Here is a 21,477-nt window from a genome sequence, read left to right on the forward strand (position 1 = left end):
TTTGTTAGATCCCTTACATAGTTAACGGCACAATTTTAAATTACTTTAACTCTTCTTCGCTAGAAATATCATAAGTTTTACTGATAGTTTGTGCTTGTTCTATCGCTATGTCGCCTTGCCAGCGTGAATGCACCATTGAAACCGCTAAAACATAGCGATCATTAGGAAGTTCTTCACCAGTAAGGTTCATTGGATAATCAGATTCGTAGCTCTTGCCCCAGACCTGTTCATAGTGTTCATCAACGTAATCGTACAAACCGATTTCGAGCTTAGGGAGCGGACAATAAGGATTGAGTAGTTCTTTTTTATCGATTCGCCACGTGTCTTTTGATGCCCAGCGAACTTGTTGACGCATGGCAACTTCACCCAAAACAACCCAAGTGCTCCAAGACTTTCCGCCATCACCTTTAACGCTTAAACGGTATAAACCGGATTCAAGTTGAGAGGCTAAATTGTAACGCTTGCGGTATAGACTCACCGATGCGTTGTTAACCACTTCACTGTCTTTGGTTAACTCACTGTCCGAAGAAACGATCTTATCGACCCACTTCTCGAAGGTAATGTCTTGAATGTTGTTTTCGGATTCAACATTAATCGATACACGAAAGGTATCTCGGCCAGGGCTTTGAATGATGTGTCTTTTAACGACGACTGAACTAATCCAATCTGGGAGTGTTTTTCTGGTGAGAGTTTTACCACAATCTTTGTTCAATGCTTGATCGAACAGTTCATTGAGGTGATCTTCTCGTGATTGAGACGAGTTGATTTGCCAAACTTCCACTAATGAGTCAAACATCTGAGGTAAATCATTATCTAGCAGATGTTTATGAACTTGAGTCAGAGCATCGCTGCTCTTAAACCAATCCGTTGCTTGCGCGGTATTCGCTACGCAAGAAAACATTAATAGTGGAAGTAAGGCTATTCTCATTACGCTTTCATCTTGTAACCAACGCCACGCAGCGTTTCAATTTCTAGACCCGGCAGTTTCTGTCTTAGTTGCAGAACGTGCGTGTCTACCGTACGTGTTGTTGGGAAATGGTTGTAACCCCATACATGGTCAAGCAGTTCATCACGTGTAAACACACGTCCAAGGTTACTTGCCAAGAACAGTAGAAGGTCAAATTCAGTGCGCGTTAACGTTACTTCCTGTTCATTGAAAAACACTTCACGTGTCGCTTTATCGATAACAAGATTCTGAGCGATAACTTTTGATGCATCTTGTTCTTCAGAATCTGGCAGGCGAAGTTGAGCACGAATTCGAGCAAATAGCTCAGCCTCTGCGAATGGCTTTGTTAAGTAGTCGTTTGCACCTGAATCTAGGCCCGCTACTTTGTCTTTTACTGTCACGAGAGCCGTCAGCAAAATAACTGGGATATCTTTCTTTTTCTTCCAACCTGGAAGTGAATCTACTGAGTCGCCATCAGGAAGTTGACGGTCTAGAATCACTAGATCCGCTTGTTCCCAGTAGCCTTCAACTTCAGAGATCAGTTCTGCATGCAAACATTCATATCCAGCTTGCTCAAGGCTAACTAATAAACCGTCAGCTAAATTTTTATCATCTTCAACGAGAAGCAATGTCTGTTTCACAAGGTATCTCCAAAATAAATGTTGTTGGGGGGCCGATAAGCGTCATGTGACCGCCCATTTTTCCAACCATAGATTCCACTATCGTCAGACCTAAACCGAGTCCACTCTTACTTACGAATGGCTTTCTTAGTTGCCCCCAATCTTTGCGAGACAAGTCTCCATTATCTATAACTTTGAATGTCAGCTTCTTGTCAGAAGTATTCAGTTCTAGAATTACTGGAGCCACACCGTATTTCACGGCATTTCTGATTAGGTTATCGATGCACGTTCCCAACCAATATACGTTCACTTTTGCAGCTATATCTTTGTTTACACGGAGTTCAATCCCCGGCGCAAAGTCTTCTTCAACTTTGTATTGGAGCCACTCTTCAACACTTGGCACCCACTCTGTTGCGAGCGGTTGATTATCTGATTGCAGGTAATCTTTACTTGCTTCCGCCAACTGTCTTAAACGGCGTGTATCTTCACACAGCCTACGGAACTCATCATATACCGATTCTGGTAAGTGTTCGAACTCACGCCTGAACCCTTCCACCGTCAATGACAAACTCGCAATCGGCGTTCTTAATTCGTGCGTTAGGATTTGAAGAACCAGCATGCGACTCTTCATCTCTTGTTTCTTGCTGTTCCAGCGGTAAATCGCCCAACCTAAGACAAGCATGATGTTGGCAATAACCAAGATAAACATGGCGACTTGCAGAAGCTCTGAATGATCTTCTATTTCCCAACACACATTACCACGCTGGACAAAACAGCTTTTACCTTCTGAAGACAAGCTAAACGATAACCCAGCAAGCGTGGCATTTTCGTTCCAGACTGATTTTTTATACAGGTAATATCTGTCGCCGCGTTTTACCCACATCTCATCAAGCTCAACAAACATACTGTCACCCGCTAACAGCGCGGTGATTGCTTCGCTATCCATTTGTTGCAAGCGAGACAGTAGTTCATCGTGTTCGGTGTTTGGTCGCTCTTGAATATGCATAAAGCGCTTCAGAGAGTCGAATTTTTCTGGGTACTTCTCAACGTATCGTGCCGCATAAGAACCGCCGCCTGGGTGAATCAAACCACTACGGCTAAACCAACGGTCAGAAAGCTTGGTGCCTTTACACATTGCACGAGTAAAAACTAAAGGCTCAGTAATCAAAGGGCTTAACGGCAGTTTACCACTACAGGTTTTTGATAACTGGTACAAGCGCTGAATGTCTTTTAACGGGTACTCTGCTGTTTGTGGCAGCATAGAAGACGGCATGATCAAACGTGTTGGATAATCAGCCTGTAGCACTCGAATATCGTAAGATTCGATTGCCGTTTCATGATCAAAGAGTTTGGTGAAATTATCGATACGCTCAGGTAAAGAGTCAGCAAATGCGTTTGCAGACACAGACAACGTAGCGATAAGAAGAGTAAATGTTCTTTTGATGATCACAAACCAACGCAAATTCATATAGATCAACCAAATATATACCATTCGCTATCAAAGATAAATTTTTAACCGCATGAAAAACATTGAGAATGGCGAGCTACAGAGATAAAGGCCAATATATTACGGCCACATTGTACATACGTACTAGTAGGCTGATTGGCAAGCCAAACCTCAATTGCGACAAGTTTTGCATCAGGCTTCGTCAACTTCGTATCAACTGAGATCACACATAGAGTCGCTTTCGTAAGATAAAAAAAGGAGCTCAAATGAGCTCCTTATCGAGTTGTTACATATTGTTTAGAGGTGATCTCTATAGATGTTCTAAGATACTTAGACAACTCTTTTTAGCATCGCCAAACAGCATCTGCGTGTTCTCTTTGAAGAACAGTGGGTTTTGCACACCGGCGTAACCTGTGTTCATCGAACGCTTGAATACGATAACATTCTGAGCGTTCCAAACTTCAAGTACTGGCATACCAGCAATTGGGCTGTTTGGATCTTCAAGTGCTGCAGGGTTTACGGTGTCATTCGCACCAATTACCAATACAGTATCTGTCTCATCGAAGTCATCGTTGATTTCGTCCATTTCTAGAACGATATCGTAAGGCACTTTCGCTTCAGCAAGCAGTACGTTCATGTGACCCGGTAACCTACCAGCAACTGGGTGGATACCAAATCGAACATTAATGCCCTGCGCTCGTAGCTTCTCAGTGATTTCATGCACTGGGTATTGTGCTTGAGCTACTGCCATGCCGTATCCAGGAGTGATGATTACTGACTTAGAGTTTTTCAGCATATCAGCCACATCTTCAGCTGATGTTTCGCGGTGTTCACCTTGCTCTTCATCACCATCAGACACAACCACTTCTTGGCCGAATCCACCAGCAATAACGCTGATGAAAGAGCGGTTCATCGCCTTACACATAATGTAAGACAGAATCGCACCCGACGAACCAACCAATGCACCAGTTACGATAAGCAGATCGTTTGCAAGCATGAAACCTGCCGCTGCTGCTGCCCAACCAGAGTACGAGTTCAGCATAGAGACAACTACTGGCATATCTGCACCGCCAATCGATGCCACTAGGTGGTAACCGAATGCGAATGCGATAAGTGTCATCACCATTAGTGCGAACATGCTGCCGTCTGCTTTAACGAACATGATCATCAGCAGTGTAGAAACTACGATAGCCGCTAGATTCCACTTGTGCTTATGAGGGATGTTCAATGCAGACGAAGAGATAACGCCACGAAGCTTACCAAACGCAACAATAGAACCCGTGAACGTCACCGCACCGATAAACACGCCAAGGAACACTTCCACTAGGTGGATCACGTGCTCTGCATGAATATCTGCAGGGTTGATAGAAACAGTAGCAGGTGGATCGATGTAGCTGTTATAACCTACAAGTACTGCCGCCATACCTACGAAGCTGTGCAGAATTGCAACCAGCTCTGGCATTTCAGTCATTTCTACTTTTCTTGCGTAGTGGATACCAATACCACCACCGATCACCATAGCAATGATGATCCATACAATACCTGCAGAGTGAGGACCAAAGATCGTCGCGATCAACGCAATTGCCATACCCGTGATACCGTAATAGTTACCTGCACGCGCAGATTCCTGTTTCGATAACCCAGCCAAGCTCATAATAAAAAATACAGCAGCAACAATATAAGCTGCTTGTACTAATCCTTCAGACATCTGTTACTCCTTAGTCTTTACGGAACATTTCAAGCATACGTTTGGTCACGGTAAAGCCACCAAAGATATTGATACTTGCAATTAATACGGCAATAAATGATAAGAACGTGACGACGCCACTTCCTTGTCCGATCTGTAACAGTGCACCGACTACAATGATGCCTGAAATCGCGTTAGTCACGGACATCAAAGGCGTATGCAGAGAATGGCTTACATTCCAAACTACGTAATAACCCACCACACAAGCGAGAACAAAAACGGTAAAGTGAGATAAGAACGCAGCTGGAGCAACCGAAGCTACCCAAGCGAATGCACCAACAGCTACCGCCATACCCGCCACTTTCTTAATTGGAGAAACAGGTTCTTCAACTTTAGGCTCTGGTTTGGCCGCTTTTGGCTTAGCTTGTTGTGGTTGAGCTGAAACTTGAATTGGTGGAGCTGGCCAAGTGACCTCGCCCTCTTTAACCACAGTAACACCACGCAGAACAACATCTTCAAAGTCGATTTTGATGTTGCCATCTTTCTCTTTGCAAAGCAGTTTCAGAAGGTTAACTAGGTTCGTTGCATACAGTTGAGATGATTGAGTCGGCAGTCGACCAACCATATCAGTGTAACCAACCACCTTCACACCATTAGCCGTTGTAATGACTTGATCCGCAACCGTGTATTCACAGTTACCGCCATTGGCCGCCGCAAGGTCTACAATCACACTACCTGCACTCATGCTGTCTACCATCTCTTTGGTAATCAGCTTCGGAGCCGGGCGACCTGGAATCAGCGCCGTTGTAATGATGATATCAACGTCTTTTGCTTGAGCTGCATAAAGCTCTTCCGCTTTCTTATTGAATGCTTCAGACATCTCTTTTGCGTAGCCGTCACCAGCACTGGTATCTTCCTTGAAATCCACTTCCAAGAATTCAGCACCCATCGACTCAACTTGTTCTTTAACTTCAGGACGAACATCGAATGAACGAACGATTGCACCTAAGCTACCCGCAGCGCCGATTGCCGCTAGGCCAGCAACACCAGCACCTGCAACCAGTACTTTTGCTGGCGGAACTTTACCCGCAGCCGTAATCTGACCCGTGAAGAATCGACCAAACTCATGCGCCGCTTCAACAACAGCACGATAACCCGCGATGTTTGCCATAGAACTCAATGCATCTAACGCCTGAGCTCTTGAAATTCGTGGTACAGAATCCATCGCCATCACGTTGATGTTACGACTGGACAATTGTTCCATTAATTCTGGATTTTGGGCAGGCCAAATAAAGCTGACCAATGTTGCGCCATCTTTAAGAATATCGATTTCATTTTTAAACTCGTCAACGATCGGAGCGTTAACTTTAAAGATAATATCGGATTTCCAAGCTTCATCTGCGGTGACAACTTTTGCTCCAGCTTGTTCATAAGCTGCATCTTCAAAACTTGCTAACGCACCTGCTTGTGATTCAACACAAACTTCAAATCCTAATTTTAGAAGCTGTTCTACCGATTTCGGCGAAGCAGCGACTCGCGTTTCACCAGCGAGCGTTTCTCTTGGTACACCAATTTGCATAGCTATTCCTTGACTATTGGCACGAATGACTTATTCGTTTGTATCTAACGACAACTAATACTTCAAGCGTTTTGTTCAAAGAACAGGAAAAGTTATTACTTATAACGATTTGGATGGAGTTTGAGCGCTTCATTTGGATAAATGACGACCGTCTCGAACGAAGAGGTCAAACCACTTGCAAATAATCCTTTTAATAACAACCTACTAGCTGTTCTTTGTCCCTAAAACTAAAAAGAGCTTTCAGCATATACACTGAAAGCTCTCTAAATTATGACCAACATCAATTCTAACCCTAATTGGCTAGCTAAATATATTGTCGCCCATTTGGTCGATGAACATCTGCGATTTTTTGAGCATCAATTCGTCGGCATCTTGTTTGTTTGAAACAACATCTGAACGAATAAAACGGTGAGTTTTGATTTCACCATCGAATTCTTTCTCGATTCGCCCAGCAACACGGTATTGACCAGATTCTGCAATGGCATCTTGATAGATATTGAAACCCTTATATTCGACTGGCTCAATCTCTACTTTTTGTTCGGTTTTTTCTTTGCCACCAAATAATCTAGAAAAGAATCCCACGTTTTTACTCCTTAAATGACCGTATTCACCCTAAACTATCATGACTGTTTACGGTTCAACAACGGCTTTTCATACCATTGCAATTCTACGTCATCGTCAAAATTGTGTTGACTAAATATAACAGGCACATTGTCATCACGTTCACGTCTTCGATCGTCAATAATCATACTTTCTGCATTTTTGACCGCGATCTCACTATTGCGTTTATAGAGCACCAATTTGTCTTCTGGCAATGCTGACAGAAAATCGATATCAAAACGAATATAGATAGGTTTTAGCTGGCCCAAAGCCAAGCACGCGAGATCGGCCAACTGTTCGTTGGTATAACTAGACACATATTCCTCGGTAGCCAATACATGACCGACCAGAGTTTCCATATAGTTATGTACATCAACACTAATTTGCATACCACACCTCCATTTGTAGCGGTTTTTCTAGTCGCAGTCGTTTCTAAAGTCACTTGAAACCATGCAATTCCTAATAGCTTTCTATAACTCAGTTATAGGTTTTACTGTCCATAGTTGAAACTTAGGCATTATTTAATCTTACTCTGACTTCATTACAGATCTTCGTCGCTTAATGAAAAGGTCACTCAATGATAACTGATCATCAAGCCCTTTAAGTGACAGCGCCAACGTAAGAGCAGCAGAGCAGATTTTGTTAAGTATCTATAACGACTAATTAATTTCTCATATATACTGTGTAGTTCGTTCTAAGGTTAATAGCAACTCAAAATACATATAAAAATGATTGCACCAATAGCGACCTATGACTATGTTTTTGCTCTAATTTAGGCAAAAAGCTTGGCAATCGCTTGTTTAACCGTATCCTACGCATAGTATTAAATAATAAGATCATCAATATAGTTAGGCTCACCACATAAATGGCATCATCTTTTGTAACGTCGAGCATGTTTCGATTTTGCTTCCCTTTAGTCCTGTTAACAATTTTGCTCGTTGGTATGGACAACGTCATTCTCGTGACGGACTCAAATTTAGGGTTTGCTAGCAACCTCCCTTACATTTTATTGAGCGTTGCGGTTCTGCTATGCCATACGTTCAGACAAGGTCGAATGGCGATGGTATCGGTGACCATGCTTGTCGCTTATCTGATCATCCAAGTTCGCTTACAAACGCCTCTCAATACTGGCACAACGCTATTAGAGCTCTCGTTACTTGCGGCATTAGTACCTGTCACTTGCTTACTTGTTTATGCCTTCCCTGATAACGGCGTAAACTCAAAGTCGATGCTGCTCTACGCCATCGTTCTTGTTCTGTTTATGGTGTGGGCACAATTGATCGTCTCTCACTTCCATGCCGGCGGTTTTGAATCATGGAGTGATGGTCTTCTATTTATTGTCAGAGACTTCTCCAAACTGCCTTTTGTTTTAGTGCTGTATAGCCTTTGCTTGCTTGGCCTTACTGCCATTCTCGTGTTGGTGTATAACCGCTCTATCGATGTTGTGGTTTATAGCGCTATCCTGCTTTCTTCTTGTACGTTCATCTTCTTCGATATTCAGTACATCTCGAGCACCATGTTCTCGCTGTCAGGCACGTTGATCATCGTCTATGTGATGTCTGCTAGTCATGATATGGCCTTTAATGACCAACTGACTAACATTCCAGGTCGACACGCCTTAGAAGTCGATATGAAGCACTTGGGGCGTAAGTATTCGATGGCGATGGTCGATATCGATCACTTTAAGCAATTCAACGACACCTACGGACATGACATTGGGGACGATGTGTTAAAACTGGTGGCACGCATTCTGAGAGAAACCACAGGCGGCGCTAAAGCTTATCGCTATGGTGGTGAAGAGTTCACGATTATCTTCAAAGGCAAACATTCGGAACAAGTTAAAGAGCACCTTCAAGCTCTGATTTCCGAGGTTCAAAACTACGACATGACGATTCGCAATAGTCACGAGCGCCCTGACGATCATGAAGTGGGGATGAAAAAGCGTGGTAAGAACGGCAAACCATCGGAAGTGGTGAATGTGACGGTGAGTATTGGATTGTCTGACAGTACAACCACCAGACATCCTGAAGAGGTGTTGAAGCTTGCTGACCAAGCGCTGTATAAAGCGAAAGAAACCGGTCGAAACAAACTGTGTATTGACCGTTAACAATAGTTGATAGCGAAAGATATTGAGTGCTAGAGATCTAAATAGCTTAAGCCATTAATAGCGATCTGCTTCAATAACTATCACTTCCAAGTTCAACGAGCCTCATTGATTTGAGGCCGTATGGGCTTAACTGGAAAAAAGAGCTTAATCTTGGTTGAAGAATATAACCAAGCTGCCACCTTTTAAGCTACTTCCGTAGTTAATCGTAAAACCTATTCCCACGTTATCGACCCACTCATTAAACAGGTTTGGGTTAAGCAACCAACCAACACTGCCCTCGTAGTAAGATGTGGTGCCCATAGATGCCACGGTGTCACCACCAATATCAATTCGTCTTATACTCGAGTACATCGAAGTGATGTTCTTATCCCAACGCACGAGATCATAGAAAACCTTGGCTTCATTGGCGATATACCACCCTTCAGGATGACCGACATTGCCATTATTCGCCTCGCCCCAGCCGATGCCATTAAAGTAATGCCAACTGGTGCTCAATTTATACTTTCCCCAGTCATTCTTATCTTCGTACATCAGCTTGATTTTAGGCTCGATGATGTAAGCCCAAGCATCAGTATTGAGATATACGCCATCCAGTTGGTCTTGAATAGGCTTTAGCAACGAAGCGCGATATTCATAATCATTGCGGTAGTAAGAGATGTGGTTACCGATTGCAGAGCTGAAGCTCCAATATTCGTCTAGCTGGGACACATTCGCGAATTCGACGTAGCCAGACACTACCGACTCTTTTTGAAAATCGTTTCTGTTTGCTGCCGCGTACTCGACATCGTTCTCGATTCGCAATGCAGACAAGCGTAGCGTCACCTCTTGATGGTTGTCTTCGATGTAACTTGGTAATTCAAATGTGTAAGGCAAACTCAGGGAGGTGATGTTTTGGCGACGACTTACCGAATCATTCGAACCGATGTCTTCATTGTCCAAACTAAACACTTTATTGGGGTCAAAGTTATTGATACCAAAAGTGAAAACATCGGTGTCGTTGAGCAATACACTGGTGGCAAAGCTCTGCTCTAGATCCTTTCGAAAAAGATCAGATAGCGTATTGGCATTAACAGTGGTCGCCAAAGCGGTAAAAAATAGAGGAACCGCAAGCGTCCAAGATGTGTTAGTCATAGAAAATGACTTCGAATGTGGCATTTCTTTTATCACTTAAAGCACTTCCTAGCTCAAACGCTATTAGAAGTATAAATTCAAATATCTAAAAGAGCTCGCCAACTAACGCGCAAGCTCCAAAATGTTACGTTGTACAAAGGTATTTCTACCACTTTGCTTCGCTTGATAAAGCGCTTGATCGACCTTTTCGTAAATAGACGCAATAGATTCGCCACCTTCTGGCACAAATGACAACACACCTTGTGACGCTGTCACTCTATCCGATACCGTTGAGTGTTCATGAGCGTAGTTCATCTCATGCAATGCCTCTTTAACTCGAGTCGCGTGTACCTTAGCGCCTTCACTGTCTGTATCGCTAAGAATCAGAACAAACTCTTCACCGCCATAACGACCTACAAATTCTCCCGCACGAACAAACAGCTGTTTCAAGGTATTAGCAAGCCCTTGTAAGCACTTATCCCCTTGAATATGACCATAATTATCGTTGTAAGGCTTAAAGAAGTCTACATCTAGAAGTATGACTGTCATGGATATATTACGTCTTCCGTGCCACGCTATGCTCTCTTCAAGCTTAGTATCCATATATCGACGGTTATACAATTTGGTCAGGCCATCTTCGTTGGCTTGTTGCTGCAGAAGGATGTTCAGTTCTTCGAGTTTGGCTGTGCTTTGTTTTAGCTCTCGTCTCATGTGCGCGATACGTTGCATCGCAATCAGCTTAGAATTCAAAACAACCTTGTTTACTGGCTTGATCAGGTAATCATCGCCACCAGCGTCAATCGCTTTTGCGATCATCTCAGGTTCTTCGTGACCACTAAGAAAGATGATGGGAACCCATTCTGGGAATCGGCTTCGAACCTCATTCGCCACTTCAAAACCATCCATATCAGGCATGCTGATATCAAGTAACACGAGTTCAGGATCAAAATCAGAATAAACACTCAGGGCTTCTTTTCCGCTACCGACAGCTTCTACAATATGACCCAGTTGCTTGAGTCGGATAGCAAGTTGCATCCTGTCTAGTTGAACGTCATCAACCAGCAATATGCGCATTGAAGATCCCTTTTCTATCATCACATCACCTTTATCTAGTGTTGAATATTCAAAGTAGCTCAAATTTGGGCTTAAATCATGCCCTAATCTCTATATTATATTGACTTTTTTACAGATCTTTTTAGCATTGTTTCTTTTTAAAGAGAAATACTATGTCAGACGCTACAAACAACGAACAACAAGAAATCGATTTAACCACCATCTCACCAGAACTTCGTCAAGTTATCGAATTTGATGGCGTACCAAAAGAGATGCACTTTATGGTTACTTCTATTCACGAAGTGTCTGAAGAAGCAGTACGCGAAGCTTGGGATAGTCTTCCAGCAAGCGCACAAAATGTTTTAGACAACTTCGAGCAGTTCCACGCTCTAATCTCAGTTAGCCAAGCTTTCGCTGGTGTTAACGTGATGGAAGAGTTCCCTACTCTTAAACTTCCAGAAGACATGTCTGACGAAGAAAAAGAAGAGTACCGTGCTCAACTGCTAGACCAAGTTCTACACAACTGTGTAAAAGACATGGTTAAACAAATCAAGAAAGCTCGTCGTGATGCAATCTTGAAGCGTGATTTCAAAGAAGTTTTTACTAAGTAAGTCGTTAGTCGCCTAAACTAGGCTAAGCGCTAACAGTACTACTTAGAATTAAGCTGCATGTTTCTTTAAACACGCGGCTTTTTTATATCCGCTATTTTCTGTTCGTCGATCGTTACGTCTGTATGTTCTTGTTGCTAATGTTCATATGATTCGACAAATCATATGCTTTAACATTCATATAGTGTGGCGCAAAACTGGCAGTTATACCGTATAAAAATGACGCATGTATCCATTCATGGAATCAAGATCGAATTTTCAGAACCTATAACAGGCAGTATCGCGACAATATCGAAAAACTGACCTTGTCAGGTTTAATGCGTTACCGCGATATCTCTTTGAGCGACACTCACACCTTTAATTTGAGCGTAAACACGCTGCCCGATTTCTAGATTTAACTCATCCAGCGCCCACAATGTAATGGTTGCCCATAGGTAGCACCCAGACTCTAACTCTAGCTCGACCTCGACACTCTGCTTATTTGTGCCTTGTTGGTGCGTCTCTACGCTTTTAATGGTCACTGGAAGGATGTTACGTATCGAGGTTCCTTTCGGCTGTTCTAGCGTGATAGAGACATCATTTGCCCTAACTTGTAGCCTCACTGTCGTACCAAGCTCACTCGACACTTTCTGAACCCATAACGACGTCGACTTTCCTAACATCAGGCGAGACAGCGCATAATCGTCATTGTGTTCCGCTAATGTCGCTTCAAACAACGAGCTTTGCTCTGAGAAAGATTGCCAAGGTTGCATGGCTCTCGATGCCCAAACCTCTTCCGTCACACCCGACGAAATCACTTTGCCTTGGTCAATAATCACAAGGTGATTTGCCAAGCGTAAAATTTCATTGAGGCTATGAGTGACATAGATGATCGGGATTTGGACGGTTTCGGATAAGTTTTCCAGAAATGGCATCACTTCGCGCTTACGAGGCAAGTCGAGAGACGCTAAAGGCTCATCCATCAACAAAATGCTCGGCTTTGATAACAAAGCGCGGCCAATCGCCACACGTTGCTTCTCACCGCCAGACAAACGAGCTGGGTATCGGTAAAGCAATGAACCCAAAGACAACAGCGAGACTATTTGCTCAAAGTGCGCTTGATCGACGCTTTTCATACCGTATTTAAGGTTCGCTGCCACCTTCATATGTGGAAACAATCGCGACTCTTGGAACACATAACCGACGTTGCGTTTGTGAGTCGGCAAATTAATGCCATTTTCACTATCGAACAGTGTGGTTCCAGATACGCTGATCAGACCTTTATCGGGCTGTTTAAGGCCACTGATTGCATTGATAAGTGAGGTTTTACCCGCGCCAGAACGACCAAAAATTGCCGTAATGCCGCTACTTGGTAATTCCAAGTCGATATCAAAGAACGTTTCACCAAGTTGTTGTTGATATTGGAGGATCAAAGCACTCATGCATTGCCTCCCAAGCGTTGTGCTGACTTTTTGTTGAGCCACTCAGATAGCATCAATGAACCCAGCGCTATCACAATAGAAATGACACACAAACGCGCGGCTTCCATTTCAGCGCCAGGGGTTTCAATAAAAGTATACATAGCCAAAGGAATGGTTTGAGTTTCACCGGGAATATTTGAAACGAAGCTGATGGTCGCGCCAAACTCCCCTAGGCTTCTTGCGAATGAAAGCATGGTGCCGGTAATGACCCCTGGGATCATCAAGGGTAAAGTGATCGTGAAAAACACACGAAGAGGTGAAGCGCCTAATGTAGCAGCCGCCTCTTCAAGCTTACTGTCTACGGTTTCTAGGCTCAATCTAATAGAGCGAACCATCAGCGGCAACGCCACAACCACACAAGCGAGTGCCGCGCCCTTCCAGCTAAAGCTGAATACAATACCAAACACGTCATTGAGCCACGAACCTATGATACCTTGCCTGCCCATCATCACTAGCAGTAAATAGCCAATAACCACAGGTGGAAGTACCAAAGGTAAATGGACAATACTCTCAACAATGCTCTTACCTACAAATTGTTTCTTAGCAAGTAGCCATGCTAAGCCAATACCGATAGGGATAAGCCATAAGATTGCAAACCCAGCGACTTTTAAGCTCAGCATTAAGGCTTGGTATTCGTATTCCGATAAATACATCATTTAACGCACTTCAAATCCAAAACTGTTCAAGGTGTCTTTCGCTTTTTCGCTCTTTAGGAAAGTATAGAACTCTTCTGCCACAACTTTATCACTCAACTTCGCTACAGGGTAACGTATTGGTGTGTGCAGATCTGATGGGAAGGTCGACACTAGGTTTACTTCTTTAGAAAGCAACGCATCCGTTTTGTAGACAATGCCAAGCTTAGCTTCACTGCGCTCGACTAAGGCTAAGGCCATACGAACATTGTTACTTGGCGCCAATCGAGTTTTCACATCGTCCCATACACCTAACGTTTCTAACGCTTCTTTTGCATAGATACCAGCAGGAACCGACATGGTGTTACCCACTGCAAGCCTTTCATTAGTAAGCAGTTTAGCCCATTGTACACCTTTTGATAGGTCTAACGTTACCGATGTCTCTTTAGGAGCAATCAGCACCAGTTCGTTTTCACATAGGTTTGTGACATTGTCACTATAAACCAATTTACGATCGACTAAATGCGTCATCCATTTCTCATTTGCCGAGATAAAAATGTCTGCTGGTGCTCCTCTTTCGATTTGTCGCACCAAAGACGACGTACTCGCGTACACAGGAATCACATCGACAGAATGGTCTTTCTCAAACTCTTCAACCAACAGATTAACCGCATTGGTCATCGACGATGCAGCGTAAACTCGTAGCTTTTCCGCAGCAAAAAGATGACTAGAACTCAATGCCGAAGTTAAAGCCATGGTTAAAAGGAAGACTCGCTTTTTCATTGTTATCACTTATCTATTGTTCGTTTAAGTTCTTTAGCTAACTTCTAAATGGCGGCTTAAGCTGTTAACTCTGGCCAAAGCAGATCAAGATTTAAGTACTCTTCGATGGCATCAGCGATTCGATTAATACCCAGCTCTTTAAGCTGTTCGTGGTCAATCGCGGTCACATCGTTGGCTCCTGCCCATTCGCAAATAAGCGACAACGCATCACTGTTGTCGAATACGCCATGCAAGTAAGTACCAAAAATCGAGTTATCTTGATTCACAGCGCCATCTAGGCTGCCAGATTCTAACTGAACCGGTAAGGCTGTTTCTTTGACATCAGTCCTACCTACGTGGATTTCATACCCTTTTACTTGTGCTGTTTTGCCATCCAGCGTCATGGTGCCGCGTACGTTGGTTAAGGTTTTCTGCTGTGTAAGGGTCGTTTCAGTATCCAGATACCCTAACCCTTCGCTGCTGCCGGGTTCCCCTTCAACGCCATCAGGATCGTGGATGATGTTACCTAACATTTGGTAGCCACCGCAGATACCCATCACTTTGCCGCCTAAGCGCAGGTGGCGTTGAATATCTTTATCCCAGCCTTGTTCTTTTAGGTAATCCAAATCTGCTCTTACCGACTTTGTACCCGGCAAGATAATTAAATCAGCATTGTTTACACGTTCGCCTTTACCGACATAACGTAAATCAATCGAAGGATTCAATCTTAACGCGTCAAAGTCTGTATGGTTGCTGATTCGGGTTAGCACTGGCACCGCCACCTTAAGCTTAGCTTCTCCGTAAGACTCTTGAGCAGAGGTAATGGCATCTTCCGCTTCTAAGTTAAAACCATGCAGATATGGCAAAACACCAATGACTGGCTTGCCGGTTTTTTCCTCTAGCCAATCTAGGCCAGATTGAAGCAGTGCGATATCGCCTCTAAAACGATTTATCACAAAGCCTTTTACACGAGCTTGTTCAGATTCAGACAATAGAGCTAATGTCCCGTAGAGATGCGCAAAAACGCCACCACGGTCAATATCAGCAACGATGATCACAGGGATGTCCGCTTTCTCAGCAAATCCCATGTTAGCGATATCATTTTCACGAAGATTGATTTCGGCTGGGCTCCCCGCACCTTCAATCATCACGCTTTCATATTCTTCAGAAAGTCGGTCAAACGAATCGATAACTGTATCCATCGCCACTTTCTTGTAATCATGATAACCCGTCGCTTCCATGTTGCTCAGCGCTCGGCCTTGCAAAATCACTTGCGCGCCGGTATCTGAGTTGGGCTTTAGCAATACAGGGTTCATGTGAACGGTTGGCTCTATATTACAAGCTTGCGCCTGAACCGCTTGAGCACGGCCAATTTCGCCACCATCTTTTGTCACAGCACTGTTCAACGCCATGTTTTGTGGCTTAAAAGGTGCCACTTTGATTCCTTTCCTTGCCAAAACACGGCATAAACCTGCCACCAAAACACTTTTTCCGGCATCTGACGTTGTCCCTTGAACCATAAGGGCACTTAATGGTGCTCGCATTTGTACTTAAATCCTTAATTTCTTAATTTTCAATTTATAGCTGTGGGCAATATTTCTCTGCGACCATCTTAACGTCATTGCCGAGTAGATGCTCAATAAAATGAATGGAAAATGAATGTGTTACTCACTCTGGATTCAACCCCAGTGTTGTTTAATAGCTCCATCGAAACGAAGCTTGTGAACGATAACAGACGCTTCAACAAAAAACGTACTAACGAAAAGAAACGTTTCAAATTCAGAAAAACGTTTCTACTAAAAACAACATTAAGGGATTCACCATGAAAAAAACTGTATTAGCTATCGCATCTACTATTATCCTTGCTCCTACTTTCGCAATGGCTAGTGACCACAACAGCAATAATAATGTCAACAGCAAGCACGAAAGCGCTATTGCTTATACTGGCCCAATTGAAACCGTTTCTGTTGCGACACTACTTGCCGACACAAGCATGTTCGCAGAGCAAGAAGCAATTGTGGATGGCAAGATCGTTCGTCAACTTAAGAATGACACGTTTGTCTTCTCTGATGGCCAGAGTGAAATTCAAATCGAACTTGATGATGATATCCGCCTAGCACAACCACTGACCGCTGATACAAAAGTTCGTATCTTCGGTGAATATGAAGGTGGTAAGACACCTGAAATCGAAGTGGACCACATCCAGGTTCTATAAGCGATTAATATAAAAATACCGACTTCAAATAATTGGCCTGCATATTGCAGGCTTTTTTGTATTATACTGCCGCAAAATACAATTTATATGGAGTCACCATGCTAGGTTGCACGAATAAGACTGTCCTTTTAGGACTCGCTGCACTGTGTTCATTCTCTGCGTCTGCAAACAACTTTAACTACAACACATTCGAGCTGCGCATGGGTACTAGCCCAAGTACTTTCGGTGGTGAAGTCACAACAATGTTCACTCAGAACTCTCATTTTGTTGCTCGTATCGATTCAGAATTTGAAAGTGATTGGGATGCAGCGGTAGGTATGGGATTCAACGGCCCAATCAGTCAATTTGCTGACGTTACTGGCCAAATGTTACTGCACAACATTGAACGGAATGACGATAACCACATCAAAACAGAAATTAACCTTGGCTTGAGAGCTTGGTTAATGGCAAACGTTGAAGTTAACGCACGCCTTGGTCAACTGATCGACAACGATGACACTCGTTCAATTTTGGGTATCGGTGCTCGTTTCCATTCAACTGATCAACTGTCTGTTGGTCTTGATATGCGCAATAACGGCACATATGGCCACCAAATCTTAATGTCGGCTCGATTCGGATTCTAATCTAGATTTCAATTACTGAGTAATAAATAGCTAAACGTATTACATAGAAAAGCCCCGAACATATTAATGTTCGGGGCTTTTTTGTTTGTTAGTTTCGCTGGCTTTTAGTCGTTCACGACCTGAGCCAGCGACTTGCTTTATAAGCTAACCATCAGCATCTTTTTCTGGTGATCTAAGTACTCTTCATAAGTACCTTGGAAGCTCACTAGCTGTTGATCTTTTACATCGATGATGTGTGTTGCTAATGAAGAAACGAACTCTCGGTCATGGCTTACGAAGATAAGCGTGCCAGTGTAAACCTTCAACGCGTCGTTCAGGGCTTGGATTGCTTCCATGTCCATGTGGTTGGTTGGTTCGTCCATTACAAGCACGTTGATGTCTTGCATCATTAGCTTGCCGAATAACAGACGGTTCTTCTCACCACCAGAACAGTTACGCGCTTTTTTGTTCGCATCGTCAGCAGTAAACAATAGGCGACCTAGAATGCCACGTACCATAAGGTCATCGTGCTTCACTGTGCGCCATTGTGAGATCCAATCGAAGATGCTCAGGTCGTTATCAAAGTCAGACGTACTATCTTGTGGGCAGTAGCCTACAGATGCGTTTTCAGACCATTTTACGATACCTTCGTTTTGCTCTAGCTCTTGAACTAGGCAACGTAGCAGCGTGGTTTTACCTACACCGTTCTCACCGATAACCGCAAGACGAGTACCCGCTTCAAGCAGCAAGTTACCACCGGCAAACAATGTTTCGCCATCGAAGCCGTGACCAAGGTCTTGAAGTTCAAGCGCTTGACGGTGTAGTTTCTTACCTTCGCCAAAATCAATAGATGGGCTCATACGGCTCGATGATTTCACTTCATCAAGCGTGATCTTATCCATTTTCTTGGCACGAGAGCTTGCTTGTTTTGCTTTAGATGCGTTAGCACCAAAACGGTTTACGAAATCTTGAAGCTCGCTGATTTCAGCCGCTTTCTTAGCGTTGCTTGCTAAAAGCTGTTCACGAATCAAGCCAGATGCTTCTAGGAAGTACTCGTAGTTACCAGGGTAGACACGTAGCTCACCGTAGTCGATGTCTGCCATGTGTGTACACACAGAGTTCAGGAAGTGTCTATCGTGCGAAATGATGATCATTGTACATTTACGCTGGTTTAGCTCTTCAGCAAGCCAGTTGATCGTGTGAATGTCCAAGTTGTTGGTTGGTTCATCAAGAAGCAGGATATCTGGGTTTGCAAACAGAGCTTGTGCCAATAGCACACGCAGTTTCCAACCTGGAGCTACTTGCTGCATCAAGCCGAAATGGAACTCTTCTTCAATACCCGCTTGAATTAGGATGTCGCCAGCACGGCTTTCTGCTGTGTAGCCATCCATTTCCGCGAATTCACTTTCAAGTTCTGCGACTTTCATGCCGTCGTCTTCGCTCATTTCTGGCAAAGAGTAAATGCGGTCACGTTCTTGTTTTACTTCCCAAAGTTTTCTGTCGCCCATGATCACAACGTCGATAACGCTGTACTGTTCGAAAGCGAACTGATCTTGGCTTAGCACACCCAGTTTTTCTCCTGGAGTGATAGAAACGTTGCCCGAGCTTGGCGTTAATGCGCCACTTAGGATTTTCATGAACGTTGATTTGCCGCAACCATTAGCGCCGATCAAACCATAACGGTTGCCGTTACCAAATTTAGCAGAGATGTTTTCAAACAGCGGCTCTGCGCCAAATTGCATTGTGATGTTCGCGGTAGATATCAAAGAACTAATTCCTAAGCGTGTACTGACAGATAATTATTAGGCTATTTCAAGAACCTAAATAAGAAGTACGAAAGTATGGATTAAACAAAAATCGAAGCGCGGATTATATAGAGATCTCGATCACGTTGTCGAGGCTAAACAGTAAACGAATAGTAAACATAGACCATTTAGATGCTTTTCATACGTTATGGGGTGTAAATAAAAAATCCCCACCAGCAGAACTGGTAGGGATTTCATTTATCAACACTAAAAGTCTTTTAAGCTCGTCACCTTTGAAACTATAGCTCTTCAAACGAAAAGCTTTGATGACGAGCAGAACTTGTTATTTAGTAATTTTCTTCTGAACGTATTTTTTGCTCACGTCGACAACCGCAACATCTCTAAAGAAGCTTCTACCCAACAGAAGTGGGAAAGAAAGATGCGTTCGGTCGGCTAGCGTAAATTCAGTTTTGTCTTTTAGATCGCCAATTTGAATCGAAGCTACAACCACAGCGCGTCGTTGTGTGCCTTCTGCGCTTGATTGCTTGATCTTAACCCAGCGTTCTACTGGTAAGCTGATCTCTTCAGTTGTAATTCCGTCGTGTTCAATCTTGAACTTAACCCAGTCTTTGCCGTCACGTTCAAAATCAACAATATCAACTGCACTGATTGAAGAGGTTGTTGCACCGGTATCGACACGTGCTTTAAACGCTTCTTTTAAACCAGGAACAAACACCCACTCTTCTTCACCAAGAATCAGTTTGCCGTCACTTGTTTTTCTAACCTTCTCTACTGGTTTTTCAACAGGTGCAGGTTTTACTTCCGGCTCAGTTGGTTTTACTTCTTCAGGCTTCTCAGTAGGTTCCGTTACTTTCTCGCCTTCTGTTGCGTCAGTTTTTGAAGAGTCATCCACAACAGGTTGTTCGATTTGAGGCTTTTGCTCTGGCTCAACAGGAGCTTGAGTTGTAGCCGAACAAGCAAACAGGCCACCACTTAGCATTAAAACTACAATCGCTTTCCAATTATACATTCAGTCACCTTCTATTTTGAAACGTTTGCTATCGCTTTTGCTACATAAGGAATATGAGATTCGGAAAGGCCTGCGATATTGATGCGTCCATCACCAACACCATAGACTCCATATTCTTCACGTAATTGATTCATTTGAGTTTCTTTAAAGCCTAGTACACTAAACATGCCTTTATGGCTTTCAATGAAGTCAAATTGTGACGTGTTATAAGTATTTCGCAATTCATCACATAAACTTTGGCGCAGATTTAACAAACGTTGCTGCATTTCACTCAATTCTTGCTTCCAAATCGAGGTTAGCTCTTGATTCTGAAGAATTGTTTTAACCAAAGCTGCACCATGATCTGGCGGCATTGTGTAAGTTGAACGAGCAAGCGTTAGAAGCTTACCTTTAGCATTGCCAACGTGTTCGCTGTTTTTGCCAATCACGATAGCGGCACCCGTTCTTTCACGGTATAAACCGAAGTTCTTCGAGCAAGATGTCGTAATCAACATCTCTTCGACGTTGTTAGCCATGTGTTGAAGACCTTTTGCGTCTTCTTCTAAGCCATCACCAAAGCCTTGGTAAGCAATATCAACGAACGGCAAGAAGCCATTTTTCTGCGATAGTTTGGTAATTTCCTGCCACGCCTCAAAGTCGATATCCGCACCCGTTGGGTTATGACAGCAACCGTGCAGTAGTACCACATCTGATGGACCCGCTTTTGAAAGGTCATCCAACATTCTTGCAGTATCAACTTGCTTCGTTTCAGGACTGAAGTAATTGTAATATCGAACTTTTAAGCCTGCCGCTTCCATCACCGGTTTGTGGTTAACGTAGCTTGGGTTTGAAATCCAAACCGTGGTGTCTGGTTGAGAAACTTTCATTAAGTCACCCAACATGCGAAGTGCACCACTTGCACCCGGTGTTTGAATCGCAGCAACGCGATCCATTGCAGAAGTCCCTTTAAGCAGCAGATCAACCATGCTCTGGTTGAACTCTTCACAGCCTGCTAGGCCAACGTAAGCTTTGGTTTTCTGAGTCTCAACAACGATATCTTGAGCCTTAGAAACGGCTTTCATGATCGGAGTTTCGCCTTGGTCGTTTTTGTAAACGCCAATGCCTAAATCGACTTTATCAGTACGAGTATCGCCGCGGTAAGCAACAGAAAGAGATAGAATTGGATCTAAAGTTGGTTTTGGTAGATGTGAAAACATGAAAGTCACAACCCTTTGAAATTCAAGTAATGGATTTCACGTTAACATTTTCGTACTAAAATCAGAAACATTTTTTAA

At 43.4% G+C, this 21,477-nt stretch carries 20 protein-coding genes; 4 read left to right on the top strand and 16 right to left on the bottom strand.

Annotated elements, in window-relative coordinates:
- Window positions 1-40: 40 nt before the first annotated feature.
- From AB4307_RS07910 to AB4307_RS07940, 7 genes are all read right to left on the bottom strand, one after another.
- Entirely contained in the window at window positions 41-928 is an 888-nt protein-coding gene (locus AB4307_RS07910; RefSeq protein ID WP_029235234.1) for a DUF2861 family protein, read from the bottom strand.
- Window positions 928-1,587 (bottom strand): response regulator transcription factor VxrB, encoded by a 660-nt coding sequence (gene vxrB / locus AB4307_RS07915; RefSeq protein ID WP_017060099.1) that lies wholly within the window; start codon window positions 1,585-1,587, stop codon window positions 928-930. Before vxrB ends, AB4307_RS07910 begins: the two co-directional genes overlap by 1 nt.
- Complete coding sequence (vxrA, locus tag AB4307_RS07920) at window positions 1,562-3,034, bottom strand: sensor histidine kinase VxrA (protein WP_029236433.1); 1,473 nt, start codon at window positions 3,032-3,034, stop codon at window positions 1,562-1,564. Before vxrA ends, vxrB begins: the two co-directional genes overlap by 26 nt.
- 289 nt (window positions 3,035-3,323) lie before the next feature.
- The gene (gene pntB / locus AB4307_RS07925) at window positions 3,324-4,721 is read right to left on the bottom strand and encodes a Re/Si-specific NAD(P)(+) transhydrogenase subunit beta (protein WP_019822689.1); all 1,398 of its coding nucleotides are present in this window, start codon (window positions 4,719-4,721) and stop codon (window positions 3,324-3,326) included.
- Between the two features lie 10 nt (window positions 4,722-4,731).
- The gene (gene pntA, locus AB4307_RS07930; RefSeq protein ID WP_136978193.1) at window positions 4,732-6,279 is read right to left on the bottom strand and encodes a Re/Si-specific NAD(P)(+) transhydrogenase subunit alpha; all 1,548 of its coding nucleotides are present in this window, start codon (window positions 6,277-6,279) and stop codon (window positions 4,732-4,734) included.
- Window positions 6,280-6,579: 300 nt separating this feature from the next.
- The gene (locus AB4307_RS07935; protein WP_004731023.1) at window positions 6,580-6,861 is read right to left on the bottom strand and encodes an HlyU family transcriptional regulator; all 282 of its coding nucleotides are present in this window, start codon (window positions 6,859-6,861) and stop codon (window positions 6,580-6,582) included.
- A 38-nt stretch (window positions 6,862-6,899) separates the two neighbouring features.
- Window positions 6,900-7,268: a late competence development ComFB family protein gene (locus tag AB4307_RS07940; RefSeq protein WP_017060104.1), complete on the bottom strand. Its 369-nt coding sequence runs from the start codon at window positions 7,266-7,268 to the stop codon at window positions 6,900-6,902.
- A 476-nt stretch (window positions 7,269-7,744) separates the two neighbouring features.
- On the opposite strand from AB4307_RS07940, the gene AB4307_RS07945 reads away from it, so the two are divergent.
- The gene (locus tag AB4307_RS07945) at window positions 7,745-8,986 is read left to right on the top strand and encodes a GGDEF domain-containing protein (RefSeq protein WP_065584948.1); all 1,242 of its coding nucleotides are present in this window, start codon (window positions 7,745-7,747) and stop codon (window positions 8,984-8,986) included.
- A 144-nt stretch (window positions 8,987-9,130) separates the two neighbouring features.
- On the opposite strand, the gene AB4307_RS07950 is transcribed toward AB4307_RS07945, so the two are convergent.
- Both AB4307_RS07950 and AB4307_RS07955 read right to left on the bottom strand, forming a co-directional pair.
- Window positions 9,131-10,141, bottom strand: coding sequence for a Solitary outer membrane autotransporter beta-barrel domain (locus AB4307_RS07950; protein ID WP_029235232.1), 1,011 nt, complete (start codon window positions 10,139-10,141; stop codon window positions 9,131-9,133).
- 78 nt (window positions 10,142-10,219) lie between these two features.
- Window positions 10,220-11,191 carry a diguanylate cyclase gene (locus AB4307_RS07955; protein WP_170791831.1) on the bottom strand — a complete coding sequence of 324 codons (972 nt, stop codon included), beginning with the start codon at window positions 11,189-11,191 and terminating at the stop codon, window positions 10,220-10,222.
- A gap of 131 nt (window positions 11,192-11,322) precedes the next feature.
- On the opposite strand from AB4307_RS07955, the gene AB4307_RS07960 reads away from it, so the two are divergent.
- On the top strand, window positions 11,323-11,760 hold the full coding sequence (locus AB4307_RS07960; protein ID WP_017060108.1) for a DUF3069 domain-containing protein: 438 nt from the start codon (window positions 11,323-11,325) through the stop codon (window positions 11,758-11,760).
- A gap of 311 nt (window positions 11,761-12,071) precedes the next feature.
- Here the strand turns inward: AB4307_RS07960 and modC are convergent, their stop codons facing one another.
- The 4 genes from modC to AB4307_RS07980 are packed head-to-tail and all read right to left on the bottom strand — an operon-like array spanning window position 12,072 to window position 16,155.
- On the bottom strand, window positions 12,072-13,178 hold the full coding sequence (modC, locus tag AB4307_RS07965; protein ID WP_372114585.1) for a molybdenum ABC transporter ATP-binding protein ModC: 1,107 nt from the start codon (window positions 13,176-13,178) through the stop codon (window positions 12,072-12,074).
- A complete protein-coding gene (gene modB / locus AB4307_RS07970; protein ID WP_017060110.1) occupies window positions 13,175-13,873 on the bottom strand; it encodes a molybdate ABC transporter permease subunit in 699 nt (232 codons plus the stop codon). The genes modC and modB overlap by 4 nt, the downstream gene beginning before the upstream one ends.
- Window positions 13,874-14,632, bottom strand: coding sequence for a molybdate ABC transporter substrate-binding protein (gene modA / locus AB4307_RS07975; RefSeq protein ID WP_372131569.1), 759 nt, complete (start codon window positions 14,630-14,632; stop codon window positions 13,874-13,876).
- Window positions 14,633-14,688: 56 nt separating this feature from the next.
- Window positions 14,689-16,155 carry a cobyric acid synthase gene (locus tag AB4307_RS07980; protein ID WP_017069093.1) on the bottom strand — a complete coding sequence of 489 codons (1,467 nt, stop codon included), beginning with the start codon at window positions 16,153-16,155 and terminating at the stop codon, window positions 14,689-14,691.
- Between the two features lie 278 nt (window positions 16,156-16,433).
- Between AB4307_RS07980 and AB4307_RS07985 the strand changes: the two genes are divergently transcribed.
- Window positions 16,434-16,826 carry a YgiW/YdeI family stress tolerance OB fold protein gene (locus AB4307_RS07985; RefSeq protein WP_017064574.1) on the top strand — a complete coding sequence of 131 codons (393 nt, stop codon included), beginning with the start codon at window positions 16,434-16,436 and terminating at the stop codon, window positions 16,824-16,826.
- Window positions 16,827-16,924: 98 nt separating this feature from the next.
- Window positions 16,925-17,449, top strand: coding sequence for a hypothetical protein (locus tag AB4307_RS07990; protein ID WP_017060115.1), 525 nt, complete (start codon window positions 16,925-16,927; stop codon window positions 17,447-17,449).
- Window positions 17,450-17,586: 137 nt separating this feature from the next.
- Here the strand turns inward: AB4307_RS07990 and AB4307_RS07995 are convergent, their stop codons facing one another.
- The 3 genes from AB4307_RS07995 to AB4307_RS08005 form a co-directional block, all read right to left on the bottom strand.
- Complete coding sequence (locus AB4307_RS07995; RefSeq protein ID WP_080582218.1) at window positions 17,587-19,194, bottom strand: ABC-F family ATPase; 1,608 nt, start codon at window positions 19,192-19,194, stop codon at window positions 17,587-17,589.
- A 322-nt stretch (window positions 19,195-19,516) separates the two neighbouring features.
- Entirely contained in the window at window positions 19,517-20,203 is a 687-nt protein-coding gene (locus AB4307_RS08000) for a putative ATP-dependent zinc protease (protein ID WP_017069095.1), read from the bottom strand.
- Between the two features lie 11 nt (window positions 20,204-20,214).
- Entirely contained in the window at window positions 20,215-21,399 is a 1,185-nt protein-coding gene (locus tag AB4307_RS08005; protein WP_017064572.1) for an amino acid aminotransferase, read from the bottom strand.
- Between the last annotated feature and the right edge of the window lie 78 nt (window positions 21,400-21,477).

The sequence above is a fragment of the Vibrio sp. 10N.261.52.C2 genome (assembly GCF_041471425.1).
Classification (GTDB): Bacteria; Pseudomonadota; Gammaproteobacteria; order Enterobacterales; family Vibrionaceae; genus Vibrio; species Vibrio crassostreae_C.

Excerpts from the sequence above, each read along its gene's own strand:
- AB4307_RS07910 (WP_029235234.1), bottom strand. The coding sequence starts at position 928 with ATGAGAATAGCCTTACTTCCACTATTAATGTTTTCTTGCGTAGCGAAT.
- vxrA (WP_029236433.1), bottom strand. The coding sequence starts at position 3,034 with ATGAATTTGCGTTGGTTTGTGATCATCAAAAGAACATTTACTCTTCTT.
- pntB (WP_019822689.1), bottom strand. The coding sequence starts at position 4,721 with ATGTCTGAAGGATTAGTACAAGCAGCTTATATTGTTGCTGCTGTATTT.
- pntA (WP_136978193.1), bottom strand. The coding sequence starts at position 6,279 with ATGCAAATTGGTGTACCAAGAGAAACGCTCGCTGGTGAAACGCGAGTC.
- AB4307_RS07940 (WP_017060104.1), bottom strand. The coding sequence starts at position 7,268 with ATGCAAATTAGTGTTGATGTACATAACTATATGGAAACTCTGGTCGGT.
- AB4307_RS07945 (WP_065584948.1), top strand. The coding sequence starts at position 7,745 with ATGGCATCATCTTTTGTAACGTCGAGCATGTTTCGATTTTGCTTCCCT.
- AB4307_RS07950 (WP_029235232.1), bottom strand. The coding sequence starts at position 10,141 with ATGCCACATTCGAAGTCATTTTCTATGACTAACACATCTTGGACGCTT.
- AB4307_RS07955 (WP_170791831.1), bottom strand. The coding sequence starts at position 11,191 with ATGATAGAAAAGGGATCTTCAATGCGCATATTGCTGGTTGATGACGTT.
- AB4307_RS07960 (WP_017060108.1), top strand. The coding sequence starts at position 11,323 with ATGTCAGACGCTACAAACAACGAACAACAAGAAATCGATTTAACCACC.
- modC (WP_372114585.1), bottom strand. The coding sequence starts at position 13,178 with ATGAGTGCTTTGATCCTCCAATATCAACAACAACTTGGTGAAACGTTC.
- modB (WP_017060110.1), bottom strand. The coding sequence starts at position 13,873 with ATGATGTATTTATCGGAATACGAATACCAAGCCTTAATGCTGAGCTTA.
- modA (WP_372131569.1), bottom strand. The coding sequence starts at position 14,632 with ATGAAAAAGCGAGTCTTCCTTTTAACCATGGCTTTAACTTCGGCATTG.
- AB4307_RS07980 (WP_017069093.1), bottom strand. The coding sequence starts at position 16,155 with ATGCGAGCACCATTAAGTGCCCTTATGGTTCAAGGGACAACGTCAGAT.
- AB4307_RS07985 (WP_017064574.1), top strand. The coding sequence starts at position 16,434 with ATGAAAAAAACTGTATTAGCTATCGCATCTACTATTATCCTTGCTCCT.
- AB4307_RS07990 (WP_017060115.1), top strand. The coding sequence starts at position 16,925 with ATGCTAGGTTGCACGAATAAGACTGTCCTTTTAGGACTCGCTGCACTG.
- AB4307_RS08000 (WP_017069095.1), bottom strand. The coding sequence starts at position 20,203 with ATGTATAATTGGAAAGCGATTGTAGTTTTAATGCTAAGTGGTGGCCTG.
- AB4307_RS08005 (WP_017064572.1), bottom strand. The coding sequence starts at position 21,399 with ATGTTTTCACATCTACCAAAACCAACTTTAGATCCAATTCTATCTCTT.